The following is a 14,456-nucleotide window of genomic DNA, read 5'->3' as shown; positions in this document are numbered from 1 at the left end:
GAAGGGGACGAGACATGGCTGACACGATGAACGGCCGGCTGCAGGTCGCCGGTCCCATGCGCGAGCGCTACGACGAGATCCTCACTCCGGCTGCGCTGGAGTTCGTCGCGAAGTTGGACAACGCCTTCGCGGGCCGCCGCAGGGAACTGCTCGACGCTCGGCGTCGGCGCAGGGAGCGGCTGGCCGCGGGGGAGGAGACGCTGGGCTTCCTGCCGGAGACCCGGTGGATTCGCAGCGACCCGTCCTGGCAGGTCGCCCAGCCCGCCCCCGGTCTGGAGGACCGCAGGGTGGAGATCACGGGCCCCACCGACCGGAAGATGACGGTCAACGCGCTCAACTCGGGCGCGAAGGTGTGGCTTGCCGACTTCGAGGACGCGACCTCGCCGACGTGGCACAACATTGTGTCGGGCCAGCTCAACCTGTATGACGCGATCCGGCGCAACATCGACTTCTCCGACCGGGGCAAGCGGTACGTGATCGGCGACGAGCCGGCCACGATCGTCGCCAGGCCGCGAGGCTGGCACCTGGTGGAGAAGCACATCCGGATCGACGGCCGTCCCGTGTCGGCCAGTCTCGTCGACTTCGGGCTGTACTTCTTCCACAACGCGCGGCAGTTGCTCGCGCGTGGCAGCGGTCCGTACTTCTACCTGCCGAAGCTGGAGAGCCACCTCGAAGCTCGCCTGTGGAACGACGTGTTCCTGCTGGCGCAGGAGGCACTCGGCATCCCGCGGGGCACCATCCGGGCCACCGTGCTGATCGAGACGATCACTGCGGCGTTCGAGATGGACGAAATCCTCTACGAGCTGCGGGAGCACGCGGCCGGGCTGAACGCGGGCCGCTGGGACTACATTTTCAGCATCATCAAGACCTTCGCTTCGCACGGCGCGGACTTCGTCCTGCCGGACCGGGCACAGGTGACGATGACGGTGCCGTTCATGCGCGCCTACACCGAACTGCTGGTGCAGACGTGCCACAAGCGGGGCGCGCACGCGATCGGCGGGATGGCCGCGTTCATCCCGAGCAAGGACCCGGAGGTCAACGCCACCGCGCTGGAGAAGGTGCGCCAGGACAAGGAGCGCGAGGCCGGGGACGGCTTCGACGGGTCGTGGGTCGCGCACCCCGGTCTCGTGCCGGTGTGTCGGGAGGTCTTCGACGGCGTGCTGGGCGGCTGGCCGAACCAGCTCGGCAAGTTGCGCGAGGACGTCGTCGTGACCGCGGACGACCTGCTCGACGTGGCGAGCGCGGGCGGCGAGGTCACCGAGCAGGGCGTGCGCTCGAACATCAACGTCGCGCTCCGCTACGTCGACGCCTGGCTGCGGGGCACCGGAGCGGCGGCGATCTTCAACCTCATGGAGGACGCCGCCACGGCGGAGATCGCGCGTTGCCAGGTGTGGCAGTGGGTCCACAACGGAACGAAGCTGACCGACGGCACGGTCGTCACCCGCGAACGGGCGACGGAGTGGTTGGACGCCGAACTTACCGACGTGCAAGCCGACCTCGGTCCGGACAACCGGCTGGCCGAGGCGCGGGAGATCTTCGTCGAGACGGCCTTGTCGGACAAGTTGCCGAGCTTCCTCACGACGGGTGCCTACGCGCGGTACCTGACGACGCAGAACTGATCGCCTGGCTGCCGGACAACGGCCGGAGGTCATCGAGGGAGCAGCGCGCGGCGCCGCCCACCGGGTTTTCCGGTGGGCGGCGTCTTCGTCTGTCCTGGTGTCAGCGGTCTCGACGCCGTCTGACCCCTGCTGGGGAAGGCGCCCGGACGTCTCCGCGCGGCACTACGCCCGGCGCAAGGTCGCCCGGTGAGGGCTCACAGCTCGAACGCGTTGCCGGTGGCGATCTTGGGGCGGCCGAGCGCCTGGGGCGGCGCGGGCTTCGCGCGGCGGTAGACGTTCACCGTCTCCTCGGCGATGCGAGCCCAGTCGAAGTCGGCAGCCAGGCGCGATCGGGCGGCGTCGGCGCGTCGGGAGGCCGCCGCGGCGTCGGCCAGCACGACGTCCACGGCCCGCACGATGCCGGCCACGTCACCAGGGCTGAAGGCGAGTCCGGTCTCCCCGTCGACGACGAGTTCCGCCAGGCCACCCGCCGTCGAGGCCACCAGTGGGGCCTGGGCCGCGGCGGCCTCCAACGCCACGATGCCGAAGGGCTCGTAGCGGCTCGGCAGCACCACCGCGTCCGCCGCCGCGAGCAGCGCCCGCAGTTCGGCGTCGGGGAGGTGTCCCACGAAGTCCACGGCGTCGTCCAGCGTCAGCCGCACGGTCTGCGCCACCAGTTCGTCGCGATGCCGCCCCGCACCCGCCACGACGAGCCGGGTGCCGGGATGCCTGCGCCGGATCTCCGGTAGGGCGTCGAGCAGGTCCTGCACGCCCTTCTCCCACTCCAGGCGGCCGAAGAACAGCAGCAGTGGACCGTTCGGGCTGTGGGCGGCGCGAACCCGGGCGACGTGGTCACGACCGATCTGCCAGTCGCGTTCCTCGATGCCGTTGTGGATCACCGTGATCGCGTCGTCGGACAGGTCGAACAGGTGCGCGACCTCACGCCGCATCGCCTCGGAACAGGTGATCAGGGCGTCGACGCGGTTCGCCAGCCACCACTCCACGGAGTGGATCTGTTGGTTGAGCGGGTGGGACAGCCAGCCGGAGTGACGGCCCGCCTCCGTGGCGTGGATGGTGCCGACCAGTGGCGCTCCCGCCGCCTCGGCCAGCGCGATGGCGGGTTGCGTCACCAGCCAGTCGTGGGCGTGGACGACCTCGGGCCGCCAGGTGCGGAACAACTCCGTACCGGCGCGGATCATCGCGTGCCCCATCGACAGCGTCCATGCCACGAGGTCACGTTCGAACGTCACGTGCAGCGGGTCCTCCGCGACGCGGACCAGTCGGACGCCGTCGACGACCTCGTCGGTCGTCGGATGGGTCTCGGCGTCGGTGCCCGCCGCGTGCCTGCACAGCACCACCACCTCGTGCCCGCCGCGTACGAGGTGCCTGGCCAGCGCGTGGACGTGCCGGGCGAGGCCTCCGACCACCACCGGCGGGTATTCCCACGACAGCATCAACACGCGCATAGGGGCGAGGTTACTCACCGGTTGGCTCGACGGCGGCGGCCAGTCCCACTTCTGTGCCAGCATCGGAGGCGATGAGCGCAGAAGCGAAGCCCGCAGCCGCGACCACGACGGGGATGTCCACTCCGTGGACGTACCAGGTGAATTCCGACAACGCCCATCCCGAACACCCCCGACCCCACCTCACGAGGCCGAGCTGGCGCAGCCTCAACGGTCTCTGGGACTACGTGAGCCGGGACGCCTCCGGTGAGGTTCACCGGGGCGAGCGCATTCTCGTGCCCTACCCGCCCGAGTCCCTGCTGTCCGGTATCGGCCGCCGGGACGAGCAGATGTGGTACCGCCGCACCTTCGACGTCCCACCCGAGTGGCGAGACGGCCGGGTGCTGCTGCACTTCGGAGCCGTCGACCAGATCGCCACCGTCTGGGTGAACCACCAACTCCTGATTCGCCACGAGGGCGGCTTCACGTCCTTCACCGTGGACGTCACGGACGTGCTGCGGCCGGACGCCGAGCAGGAGGTGCTCGTCCGGGCCGACGACGAGGGCAACCGGGGCACCTTCGCGGTCGGGAAACAGGCCAATCAGCCCGGCGGGATCCTGTACACGGGGTGCTCGGGGATCTGGCAGAGCGTGTGGCTGGAGGCGGTGCCGACCACCCACGTCGCCGATCTCGACCTGGTGCCCGATCTGCGTGGTCTCGACCTCGTGGCACACGTCGCGGGTGAGCCCTCGCACGTCACGGTCGACGTGTCGGTCGCCCACCAGGGCGAGCAGGTCGCCTCGGCCAGGGGCGACGCCGGGCAGCGCCTGCGGCTCGACGTGCCCGACCCGCTGCTGTGGAGCCCGGATCACCCGCACCTCTACGACGTGACCGTGCGCCTGCTGGGCGACGACGGCACCGTGCTCGACGAGGTGCAGAGCTACACGGCGCTGCGCACCATCCGGGTCGGCAGGCCGGAGGACGCCGAGGGCGGGACACCGGCTCGCATCCTGCTCAACGACCGTCCGATCTTCCTCAACGCCCCACTCGACCAGGGGTACTGGCCGGACGGCGTCTACACCGCGCCCACCGACGAGGCCCTGCGGTTCGACCTGGAACGCGTCAAGGCGCTCGGCTTCAACAGCGTCCGCAAGCACGTCAAGGTCGAGCCGATGCGCTGGTACCACTGGGCCGACCGGTTGGGGCTGCTGGTGTGGCAGGACATGCCGTCGTTGCCGGTGGTGCTCGACAACCCGCCCGGCCCGCAGCCGCCGCCCGTCGCCGTGGCGCGGGAGCGGTTCGAGGCGGAGCTGCACGCGTTGCTGCACCAGTTGCGCAACGTGCCCTCTCTCGGCGTCTGGGTGGTGTTCAACGAGGGCTGGGGCGAGTACGACACCGCGCGGATCACCGAGGCCGTCAAGGCGGCCGACCCGACGCGCGTGGTCGTCGCCGCCAGTGGGGTCAACTGCTGCCACTCGCACCCCGACACGGGAGCCGGGGACGTCTACGACGACCACACCTACGTGGGCCCCGGTCGACCCGTGCTCGCCGCCGAGGACGAGCGGGCCGCGGTCGACGGGGAGTTCGGCGGCATCGGGCTCGTCGTCGAGGGGCATACCTGGCCTGGTGAGCCGATCGCCTACGAGATGGTGGCCGACCGCGATCGCCTCACCGAACGGTACGTGGAGCTGACCACCGAGTTGGAGGCGCTGGCGCGCGACCGGTTGTCCGGTGCCGTCTACACCCAGGTCACCGACGTGGAGAACGAGGTGAACGGGCTGCTCACCTACGACCGCAGGGTGGTGAAGGTCGCCGTGCCGGTGGTGGCCGAGCGCAACCGCGCCGTCATCGCCGCCGGGTCGGGGGATTGAGCAGGTCGCGTGCGTCGAGGTGTCCGAAGGGGCGGGCACTTGCGCCGTAGCGCTCGGCGAGACGGCGGGCGCCGGGGTCGTTCGTGTGCAACGCCTCGGCGAGCGCGTCGAACCGGGCGGTGTGGTCGTGTGCCCGCCGTCGCGCGTAGTCGGCGGCGGAGTTCTTCGTCACCATGAACGCCCAGTCGCTCGACAGGGCCAGCATCGCCTCGGTGACGGCCTGGTCGGCCACGACCTCCCGGGTGGGCCCCGGCGCGGGCAGTGCGAGCAGGCGGCGTTGGAGCGCGTCGTTGGCCTGCACCATGTCGGCCACCTGTTCGCCGTCCCAGACTCGCCAGTCCTTGCCGGAGCCCCACGACGACGCGGGCAGGTCGACGGGACCACCGAGGTGTCCGGCTTCCAGCGCGCCGCGCAGGGTCGTCACCCGCACACCCGCCTCGGGCAGTGCCCGCAACACGCCCTCCAGCCACTGTGGACCTTCGTGCCACCAGTGTCCGAACAGCTCGGTGTCGTAGGCCGCCACGACCAGGCCGGGGCGCCCGTGCTTCTCGCGCAGGGATTCCAGCCTGCGCACCACGGTCTCGACGAAGTCCTTGACGTGCAGCCGCAACGCGTCGGCCGCCAGCGCCGGGTCGTAGGGGGCCTTGTCCTCGGGCGCGACGTGCTTGCCGGTGACCCGCGACGGTTTCAGCCCGACCTCGTGTGCCCAGGTGTGGAAGTCGCGGTAGGCGCTGTGCCCCGGGTACCCGGCCTTGGGCGACCAGACGCGGTAGGTGACCTCCAGGTCGCGGCCGAAGCACACGACGTCGGAGTCGCCGACGGTGCGGGCGGCCGCGGTGTCGCCGTGCAGCGACGGCCCGTCCACGAGGAAACGACGCACCCCGGCGGCGGCGTAGTCGCGTTCCATGCCGGGCGCGTAACCGCACTCGGGTGCCCAGATGCCCTCGGGACGGTGGCCGATCCGCAGGGTGGTGTCCGCGAGCCCCGTGCGCAGCGCGAAGCCCCGCACGCGAGGGTCGAGCAGCGGTTGGAACGGGTGGGCCGCCGGTCCGCCGAGCAGTTCGAGGACCTCGGAGTCCACGAGCGAGCGCAGGACCGGGGAGAAGCCGTGTCGCCACGTGCTCTCGGCCTCTGCCAGGACGTGGTGGGCGGTGCGATGCTCGGCCGCGGCCAGTTCGGAGAGCAGAGGATCGCCCCGCCATAGCGTCGCGGCCTGCTGCGCGCGGAGCGTCCAGTGGCCGAGCCACTCGTGGAACGCGTGCAGGGCGTAGGGGTCGTCGAGCTGCGCCGCGAGGACGGGGGTCACGCCGAGCGTGAGCACGTCACGCCGGCCCTCGTCGGCGAACCGGCGCAACAGGTCGACCACGGGGACGTAGGAGTGGGACCACGCCTGGTAGAGCCATTCCTCGCCGACCGGCCAGTTGCCGTGGTGCGGCAACCAGGGCAGATGGCTGTGCAGGACGAGGCAGAAGGTGCCCGTGGAGTCGCTCATGGCCGCACCGCCACGGCCACGAGGTCGAGGCTGTCGTCGAGGTCGTCCTCGCGAAGCACGAAGTCGTCCGCCTCGATCGCGGCGACGTCCGCCAGCAGCGGCTCCGGCCACCGCGCCTGTCCGGGGAGGCTGCCCATGACGACGGCGAGTTGCGCGTCGATGATCGAGCCGCCGTGACGTCGGTCCAGTTCGGTCAGCGCGGGGCCGTGGTGCACACCGAGCAGACTCTCGACGGAAAAGCCCGCGTCGCGAAGCAGTTCGTCCAACTCGGACGGAGCGAGTTCCCTGGTGTGGTACGGATTGAGCGGGGTGTCCGAGTCCGGAGTGAAGGTCAGCCGGTTCGGTGTGGTCACCAGAAGGCGTCCACCGGGGCGCAGCACGCGGCGGCACTCGGCGAGGAAACCGGCCTGGTCCCACAAGTGTTCGATGACCTGGAGGTTGGCGACGACGTCCACGACCCCGGTCGCCACGGGCAGCGTGGCGAGGTTCCCGCGCACGACATTCAGTTCGGGGTACCGCCGCGCCACGTGGTTGGTGGTGGGTTCGTCGTAGTCGAGCGCGAGCACCGAGCGGGCGTGCTCGGCCAGCAACGCCGCGCCGTAGCCCTCGCCGCACCCGGCTTCGAGCACCACCGCGTCCCGGCAGAACGGCGCCAGTGCGTGGTAGGCGACTTCGTGCCGCCGGAACCAGTAGTTCTCCTCGGGTACGCCGGGTACCGTGCGCTCACCCGTGAGGTGCAGGGCGATCGCCCTCTCTGCGGTGCTCCCTGACACAGGCACGTACTCCCGCCGCTCGTTCTGAGGCCGTGTGGACGACATCGGCGTGAGCGTTCGCTCACTCCGTCCCCTGGCACGGTAGCCGACCGCCTCCGGGTCTCGGGTGTGAACCTCGGAGGGTGTGGTCCGAGGTCGTGCTCCGTTACGGGATCGGCGCGATCGTGATGCTCAGCGCGCCGGGGCCGACGTGTGCGGTGATCACGGCGCTGGCATGGACCAGCACGATGTCGTTGAGCTTCGGGACGCGGCCACGCAGTTCCTGCACCAGTGCCATGTCGCGGTCCGAGGGCGTCGCGGCGGCCACCGCGACGTCGACCTGTTGTTCGCCCGCCTTGGCGACGGCGAGGTCGACCAGCTTGGTCAGCGCGCGCCGAGTGCCGGGGACCCTCGCAAGCGGTGCCACCTCGCCGTCGGCGACGGTGAGCAGCGGCTTGATGGAGAAGGCGCTGCCCAGGAAGGCGGTCGCCGCACCGATCCGGCCGCCTCGGCGCAGGTACTCCAGCGTGTCGACGTACATGAACTCCTGGCTGGTGGTGTACCGGCAGGCCGCCACGTCGAGGACGCGCTGGGCTCCGGCTCCCGCCGCGGCGGCGCGGGCGGCCGAGAGGACGGCGAACCCGAGGCTCATGCTGGTGGTGGCGCTGTCGACGACGTAGACCGGCACGCGAATCTGTTGTGCGGCCTGTCGTGCCGCGTCGGCGGTGGCCGAGAGTTTGCGGGAGATGTGGAGGCTGACGATGGCGTCGGCGCCCGCGCTCACCGCGTCCTGGAATGCCCAGAAGAACGCGCCCGGATCGGGAGGACTGGTCTCCACCGCATTCCCGGCTCGGAGCGTGTCGATCAACTCCGCCCGGTCGAACCGTGACTCGTCGTCGATGCGACCGTTGGCCCGAATCGAGAGCTGGACGACGGAGATCCCCCACTGGGCGGCCAGTTGCTCGGGCAGGCACGCCGTCGAGTCTGTGATCACTGTTACCGGCACGCCCGCAGGGTAACGGCTCGGCCCACCCATTAGAAGCAGTCCGTTGCGACTTTCGGCGCACGCGCCGCTCCAATGGGTGGTCGGTCCCTGGGTGCGGGCACTATCTGAACGATCGTCCCGGTTTTTCGCGGATCCGGGTGAACACGGTCACCTCGACAGGCGTAGCGTGTGGAGAACGCCTTAATCTACTGGCCAGTAACGCCTTGCGTGTGCGCCGAAGGAGACCCATGACCAACATCGTTGTCCTGGTCAAGCAGGTGCCCGACACCTACTCGGAGCGGAAGCTCAACGAGAACGACCACACTCTTGACCGTGAATCCGCCGACGCGGTGATCGACGAGATCAACGAGCGCGCCGTCGAGGAGGCGCTCAAGATCAAGGAAGCCGGCGAGGCCGAGGTGACCGTCCTGTGCGTCGGTCCCGACCGTGCCACCGACGCGATCCGCAAGGCGCTGTCCATGGGAGCCGACAAGGCGGTCCACGTCTCCGACGAGGCGCTGCGCGGTTCCGACCTGATCTCCACCGCCAAGGTGCTGGCCGCGGCCGTGCGCAAGGTGGGCGACGTCGACCTGGTGATCGCCGGTAACGAGGCCTCCGACGGCCGCGGTGGCGCGATCCCCGCCGTGCTCGCCGAGCTGCTGGGCGTACCGCAGCTGACGCACGCCCGTCAGGTGACCGTCGAGGGCGGCACCATCAAGGTCGACCGTGAGACCGAGGACGGCATCACGCACCTCGAGGCGTCCCTGCCGGCCGTGGTGAGCGTGACCGAGAAGATCAACGAGCCGCGCTACCCCTCGTTCAAGGGCATCATGGCGGCCAAGAAGAAGCCGGTCGAGACCCTCACCGTCGCCGACCTGGGTGTGGACGCGGGCGAGGTCGGCCTCGCCAACGCCGGCACCACCGTCCTGGAGGCCGCTCCGAAGCCGCCGAGGACCGCGGGCCAGAAGATCACCGACGAGGGCGACGGCGGTGCGAAGGTCGCCGAGTACCTGGTGTCCCAGAAGATCATCTGACTTCATCGAACGACGACAAGGCAGGGAAAGAACTCATGAGCGAAGTACTCGTCCTCGTCGACCACGTCGACGGTGAGGTCAAGAAGGTCACCTTCGAGCTGCTGACCGCCGCGCGTGCTCTCGGTGAGCCGTCGGCCGTGGTCGTCGGTGCGCCCGGCACCGCCGCGAAGGCGAAGGAGGCGCTGGCGTCCTACGGTGCGGCGAAGGTGTACGTCGCCGAGTCCGACGACGCCACCTCGTACCTCGTGACCCCCAAGGTCGACGCGCTGGCCGCCGTCGTGGAGCAGGCCTCGCCCGCCGCGGTGCTCGTGGCCGCGACCTCCGAGGGCAAGGAGGTGTCGGGTCGGCTCGCCGTGCGGATCGGCTCGGGCTGGCTCGTCGACGCCGTGGGTGTGAACGCCGACGGCAGTGTCGAGCAGTCGATCTTCGGTGGCGCGTTCTCCGTCAAGGCCAAGACCACCCGCGGTGTTCCGGTGATCTCGGTGCGTCCGGGCGCTGTCGAGGCGGAGCAGGCCGAGGGTGCCGCCGCCGAGGAGACCGTGGCGCTGCCCGCCGTCGACCCGGCGAAGTCCGCGAAGATCACCGGCGTCGAGCCGGTCGTGGCGGGTGACCGTCCCGAGCTGACCGAGGCCTCGATCGTCGTCTCCGGTGGTCGCGGTGTCGGCTCGGCGGAGAAGTTCGAGGTCGTCGAGAAGCTCGCCGACTCGCTCGGCGCGGCGGTCGGTGCCTCCCGTGCTGCGGTGGACTCGGGTTACTACCCGGCGCAGTTCCAGGTGGGCCAGACCGGCAAGACCGTGTCGCCGCAGCTCTACATCGCCCTGGGCATCTCCGGCGCCATCCAGCACCGCGCCGGTATGCAGACGTCCAAGACGATCGTGGCGGTCAACAAGGACCCGGAGGCGCCGATCTTCGAGATCGCCGACTTCGGCGTCGTGGGCGACCTGTTCGACGTCGCCCCGCAGCTGACCGACGAGGTCGCCAAGCGCAAGGGCTGACCGGTGCGGGCGGGACTCGTCCGCCCGTGCTCGTGGTTCACGAAGGCCGTCTCGCCGCCCCGGGCGGTGGGGCGGCCTTCGCTCACGTCGGGAGGCAGGACCGTGATGCCGCCTCGAACGACCATGTGTTGACTAAGCGCTCTGTTAGTGTTCCCGACCAGGTTTGTGGACTGAAGGAGAAACTGCCGTGCCCACGCTCGACCACCGTGATCCCGTGTTCGTGCTCGACCTCGGAGCCGACGAGAACCGGTTCTCCCCGGACTGGCTGAACACCGTCCACGGACTGTTGGACACCGTCGAGAAGCACGACGGACCCGCGGCGCTGGTCACGGCGGGGCAGGGCAAGTTCTACTCCAACGGACTCGACCTGGAGTGGCTCGCGGCCAACGCCGAGAAGACCCAGGAGTACGTGCGCGACGTGCACGAGCTGTTCGCGCGGGTGCTGACCCTGCCGGTGCCGACGGTGGCGGCCGTCAACGGTCACGCGTTCGGGGCCGGAGCGATGCTGGCGATGGCGCACGACTTCCGCGTCATGCGCACCGACCGCGGCTTCTTCTGCTTCCCCGAGGCCGACATCAACATCCCGTTCACCCCGGGCATGGCCGCGCTGATCCAGAGCAAGCTCACGCCCGCCGCCGCGATCGCCTCCATGACGACGGCGCAGCGTTTCGGTGGCCCGGACGCGGAGCGCCTCGGCCTCGTCGACGCCGTCGCGTCCGAGGACGAACTCGTGTCCGTGGCGAGCGATCGCGTCCGTGCTCTGGCCGGGAAGGACAAGGGCACGCTGGGCGCCATCAAGTCGACCATGTTCGGTTCGGTCGTCACCGCTCTGCGCGCCACACAGTCCTGACGTCCTGCCGCGCGGCGACCGTTCCGGTGGAGGCATCGGGTGGGCTAGATTGCAGGCGGCGGTGACGGGGCCGGAACAATCTTCCGGCCCGACATCGCCGACCGAACACGGCACCCGGAGAGCGCGCCACGAACGCGCCGACGGCAAGGACAAGGGAGTCACGACCGTGACCGCAGGTGTATTCGGCCGCGAGGGCGGCCACGAACAGGTGGTCTACTGCCAGGACCCGCAGACCGGGTTGAAGGCGATCATCGCGGTGCACTCGACCGCGCTCGGGCCCGCTCTGGGCGGGACCCGCTTCTACCCGTACGCGTCGGAAGAGGACGCGCTGGACGACGTGCTGGCCCTGTCGAAGGGCATGTCGTACAAGAACGCTCTCGCCGGCCTCGACCTCGGCGGCGGCAAGGCCGTCATCATCGGCGACCCCGCGACGACGAAGTCCGAAGCGCTGCTGCGGGCCTACGGTCGCTTCATCGACTCCCTCGGCGGGCGCTACATCACCGCGTGCGACGTGGGCACCTACGTCAGCGACATGGACGTGGTCGCGCGCGAGTCCCGGTACGTGACGGGCCGTTCGCGCGAGGAGGGCGGCGCCGGTGACTCGTCGGTGCTCACCGCGTACGGAGTCTTCCAGGGCATGCGGGCCTCGGCCGAGCACGTGTGGGGCAGCCCCGAACTCACCGGTCGGCGCGTGGGCGTGGCCGGGGTCGGCAAAGTCGGCCACCTGATCGTGGGGCACCTCGTCGAGGCGGGCGCCGAGGTCGTGGTGACCGACGTGTCCGAGGCCGCGATCGAGCGAGTCCGTGCGGCACACCCGTCCGTGGAGGTCGTGGCCGACAACGCGGCCCTCGTGGCGGCCGACATCGACGTCTACGCCCCGTGCGCGCTCGGTGGTGCGCTCGACGACGCCACGGTCGACACCCTGCGGGCCAAGATCGTGTGCGGCGCGGCGAACAACCAGCTCGAACACCCCGGCGTGGAGAAGCTGCTCGACGAGCGCGGCATCCTGTTCGCGCCTGACTATCTCGTCAACTCCGGCGGGGTCATCATGGTCAGCGACGAGCTTCGGGGCTTCGACTTCGAGCGCGCGCGGCGCAAGGTGGACGCGCTGTACGAGACCACGAAGAAGGTGTTCGCCCTTGCCGAGGAGGAGGGGGTGCCTCCGGTGACGGCGGCCGACCGCTTGGCCGAGCGCCGGATGGCCGAGGTGTCGCGGTTGAGGTCGATCCTCGTCTGAGTCGGAAGGACGACGGCGGCGAGCAGGGGGTGGACCTCAGCTCGCCGCCGTCGGCCGTTCAGCCGCTCTTGCGGCGGAAGTCGCGTTGATGAGCGAGCGGGCCGTGTGGAGTCGCGGCGCCCCTACCGCCGTCGGCATGTGACTCGCCGACCTTGCTCCGCGCCTGCTTGCGTGCGAGAGCCTCCCGGAACCGACGCTTGACGTCGTCGTCCCGGTCGTCCCCGCCGCGTGCCGCCGCTGTCGAATCGGACATGGGAGCCTCCGCGAGTGTGAGGGACTGCTGTCCTTCCAGCTTCGCAGTCCCTCCTCGCGGAGGCCACCGAATTCGTGCGTCAGTCCTTGTCCTTGCAGACGATCTTCGGCTGCGGGTTGTACTTCACCGTCCGCTCCTCGCGGCGCACTTCCTGGCCGGTGTTGACGTCCTTGAGGATGCGGGTGTCGGTGATGGTGAACCCGGGCGCGCCCGCGCTGGGCTTGCAGTCCTCCTTCGGGCCTTCCTTCGTGGGCGGCTCGACGTGGTTGGTCTCCTTGCCCGCCACCGACTCCACGTTGTAGCGCTTCGTGCCCCAGAGCCTCACCGTGATGTTCTCCGGGGTCCAGATCGTCTGGATGGCCACGCCGTGCTCACTGTCGTTGGTGAACCGCAGGTCGATCACGCTGGAGCCGTCCGGGTTCTGGAACACCGTCGCCTCGCGGCCCTTGGGGTAGCGGCTGATGTAGTAGCTGTGCTCCTGGTGGCCGGCGTCCTTCATGCCCGCGAAGTAGTACGCGTTGTACAGCGTCGTGGCGAACTGCGAGATGCCGCCACCCACGGCCTTGCCGGGCGCGCCGTCCTGGATGATGCCCGCCTCGACGTAGCCCTGGGCCTTGGTGCGCGGACCGGTGAACTCGTTGAGGCTGAAGGTCTCACCGGGTTTGACGATCGCGCCGTTGACCTTCTCGGCCACCACGCGGATGTTCACGCCCGAGTCCGGAGCGAAGCCACCGGTGGTGAACTCGCCGATGACCTCCTTGATGCCCAGCCCTTCGGCCTGCTCGGTCGTGATCTTGGCGGGCTTCTTCTCGTAGGTGGCCGTCAGCTCCCGGCCCTCGGTCTGCTTCAGCACGTCGAGCAGCGGCTTGAGAGTCTCGTCCCACTTGATCTGGTTGCCGTCCTCGGACGGCTCGACCTTGGGCTTGTCGCCCTCGAAGACGATCGTCGCGTCCTTGCCCTCCTTCTCGGTGGAGGCCAGCTCGTCGGAGACGCCCGCGATGATCTTCTTCTGATCGATCTTCGGGATGAGGGAGCCGTCCCGCGCCTCGAACGAGAGCCCTTCCGCGATCTCCGCGGGTTCGAGCACACCGTCGGCGCCCTCACCGTGGACGATCACCGGGCCCGACATGGCAGGCTCGGCCACCTCGCGCAGGATGCGCTCGACCTCCTCCATCGGCACAGTGACCGGCGTGGACTCCACCGGCAGCTGAAGCTGCTCACCGGAGGCCCAGTGCTTGAGGATCGTCTCGCGCGCCTTCTCGACGTCGAGCTGCTGGCCCTGCTGCGGCTCCACGGGCTTCGGCGTCGCGTTCTCGAAGACGACGTTGCCCTCGACGGGCTCCTGGTCGACCTCCTTGCGCAGCGCCTTCATGGCGTTGTCGAACTGGTTCGGCTCCTCCTCCGTCACGACACCCAGTTCGGTGGTCGTGAAGAACGAGGCGATGCGGGTGAAGGGGTTGAGCGGCTGGTCGCCGGCCTGTTCGAGAGTCGCGCTCCAGTTCAGGGCGAGGCCCGACTCCTTCGGGTTCAGCTCGCCCTGCACCTCGCCCGCGCTGTAGGCGACGGGTTCGCTGAGCCTCGGCTCCAGTTCCTCACGCAGTGTGTCCTCGGCCTCGGCGCGCTTCATGCCGCCGACCTCGACACCGGCGACCGTCACGCCACGGGGGATGTCACCGCTCGTGATGAGCAGGTCGAAGCCGTACAGCAGGACGAGGAAGCCGAAGACCGCCGCGGCGATGATGCCGGGCTTGCGCCAACGAGGACGTGAGGCGGCCGGGGTGGCCGAGGGGTCCTGCCCCTTATACACATAAAAAAAAAAAACGGTAGCGCGAAGAGCAGCGCCACCGCCGTTCCGGCGAGCTGTTTGCCCTCCACTCGCCACGAGGCGGCGATCTGCGCGCGGTTCATGCGGTGCAGGGCGTAGGCCGAGCCGCTGGCCAGGACGAA

12 protein-coding genes are annotated in these 14,456 nt (G+C 69.7%); 6 read left to right on the top strand and 6 right to left on the bottom strand.

Features of this window, described 5'->3' with window-relative positions; translation table 11 throughout:
* Window positions 1-14: 14 nt before the first annotated feature.
* Entirely contained in the window at window positions 15-1,619 is a 1,605-nt protein-coding gene (gene aceB / locus JAV51_RS19815) for a malate synthase A (RefSeq protein WP_197322260.1), read from the top strand.
* Window positions 1,620-1,813: 194 nt separating this feature from the next.
* On the opposite strand, the gene JAV51_RS19810 is transcribed toward aceB, so the two are convergent.
* The gene (locus tag JAV51_RS19810; protein ID WP_197322259.1) at window positions 1,814-3,064 is read right to left on the bottom strand and encodes a glycosyltransferase family 4 protein; all 1,251 of its coding nucleotides are present in this window, start codon (window positions 3,062-3,064) and stop codon (window positions 1,814-1,816) included.
* Window positions 3,065-3,135: 71 nt separating this feature from the next.
* Here JAV51_RS19810 and JAV51_RS19805 point away from each other — a divergent pair, with 71 nt between their 5' ends.
* Window positions 3,136-4,911, top strand: a complete 1,776-nt coding sequence (locus JAV51_RS19805; protein WP_197322258.1) for a glycoside hydrolase family 2 protein — start codon at window positions 3,136-3,138, stop codon at window positions 4,909-4,911.
* On the opposite strand, the gene JAV51_RS19800 is transcribed toward JAV51_RS19805, so the two are convergent.
* From JAV51_RS19800 to JAV51_RS19790, 3 genes are all read right to left on the bottom strand, one after another.
* Entirely contained in the window at window positions 4,886-6,403 is a 1,518-nt protein-coding gene (locus JAV51_RS19800; RefSeq protein ID WP_197322257.1) for a glycoside hydrolase family 57 protein, read from the bottom strand. The two genes, JAV51_RS19805 and JAV51_RS19800, sit on opposite strands and share 26 nt — an antisense overlap.
* Complete coding sequence (locus JAV51_RS19795) at window positions 6,400-7,221, bottom strand: bifunctional 2-polyprenyl-6-hydroxyphenol methylase/3-demethylubiquinol 3-O-methyltransferase UbiG (protein WP_231642749.1); 822 nt, start codon at window positions 7,219-7,221, stop codon at window positions 6,400-6,402. Before JAV51_RS19795 ends, JAV51_RS19800 begins: the two co-directional genes overlap by 4 nt.
* A gap of 100 nt (window positions 7,222-7,321) precedes the next feature.
* Window positions 7,322-8,191 (bottom strand): DegV family protein, encoded by an 870-nt coding sequence (locus JAV51_RS19790; protein ID WP_197322256.1) that lies wholly within the window; start codon window positions 8,189-8,191, stop codon window positions 7,322-7,324.
* Between the two features lie 197 nt (window positions 8,192-8,388).
* On the opposite strand from JAV51_RS19790, the gene JAV51_RS19785 reads away from it, so the two are divergent.
* From JAV51_RS19785 to JAV51_RS19770, 4 genes are all read left to right on the top strand, one after another.
* Window positions 8,389-9,174, top strand: a complete 786-nt coding sequence (locus tag JAV51_RS19785; protein ID WP_197322255.1) for an electron transfer flavoprotein subunit beta/FixA family protein — start codon at window positions 8,389-8,391, stop codon at window positions 9,172-9,174.
* Between the two features lie 35 nt (window positions 9,175-9,209).
* A complete protein-coding gene (locus JAV51_RS19780) occupies window positions 9,210-10,169 on the top strand; it encodes an electron transfer flavoprotein subunit alpha/FixB family protein (protein WP_197322254.1) in 960 nt (319 codons plus the stop codon).
* Between the two features lie 187 nt (window positions 10,170-10,356).
* On the top strand, window positions 10,357-11,019 hold the full coding sequence (locus JAV51_RS19775; RefSeq protein ID WP_197322253.1) for an enoyl-CoA hydratase-related protein: 663 nt from the start codon (window positions 10,357-10,359) through the stop codon (window positions 11,017-11,019).
* 166 nt (window positions 11,020-11,185) lie between these two features.
* The gene (locus JAV51_RS19770; protein ID WP_197322252.1) at window positions 11,186-12,256 is read left to right on the top strand and encodes a Glu/Leu/Phe/Val dehydrogenase; all 1,071 of its coding nucleotides are present in this window, start codon (window positions 11,186-11,188) and stop codon (window positions 12,254-12,256) included.
* A 58-nt stretch (window positions 12,257-12,314) separates the two neighbouring features.
* On the opposite strand, the gene JAV51_RS19765 is transcribed toward JAV51_RS19770, so the two are convergent.
* Together JAV51_RS19765 and JAV51_RS19760 are read right to left on the bottom strand one after the other, a co-directional pair.
* Window positions 12,315-12,509: a DUF5302 domain-containing protein gene (locus JAV51_RS19765; RefSeq protein WP_197322251.1), complete on the bottom strand. Its 195-nt coding sequence runs from the start codon at window positions 12,507-12,509 to the stop codon at window positions 12,315-12,317.
* A 79-nt stretch (window positions 12,510-12,588) separates the two neighbouring features.
* On the bottom strand, window positions 12,589-14,316 hold the full coding sequence (locus JAV51_RS19760) for a VanW family protein (RefSeq protein ID WP_307845952.1): 1,728 nt from the start codon (window positions 14,314-14,316) through the stop codon (window positions 12,589-12,591).
* Window positions 14,317-14,456: the final 140 nt, after the last annotated feature.

The organism is Saccharomonospora sp. NB11 (genome assembly GCF_015910535.1).
GTDB lineage: Bacteria > Actinomycetota > Actinomycetes > Mycobacteriales > Pseudonocardiaceae > Saccharomonospora.
The sequence above is the reverse complement of the archived record's forward strand: the minus strand, read 5'-3'. Positions and strand labels throughout refer to the sequence as shown.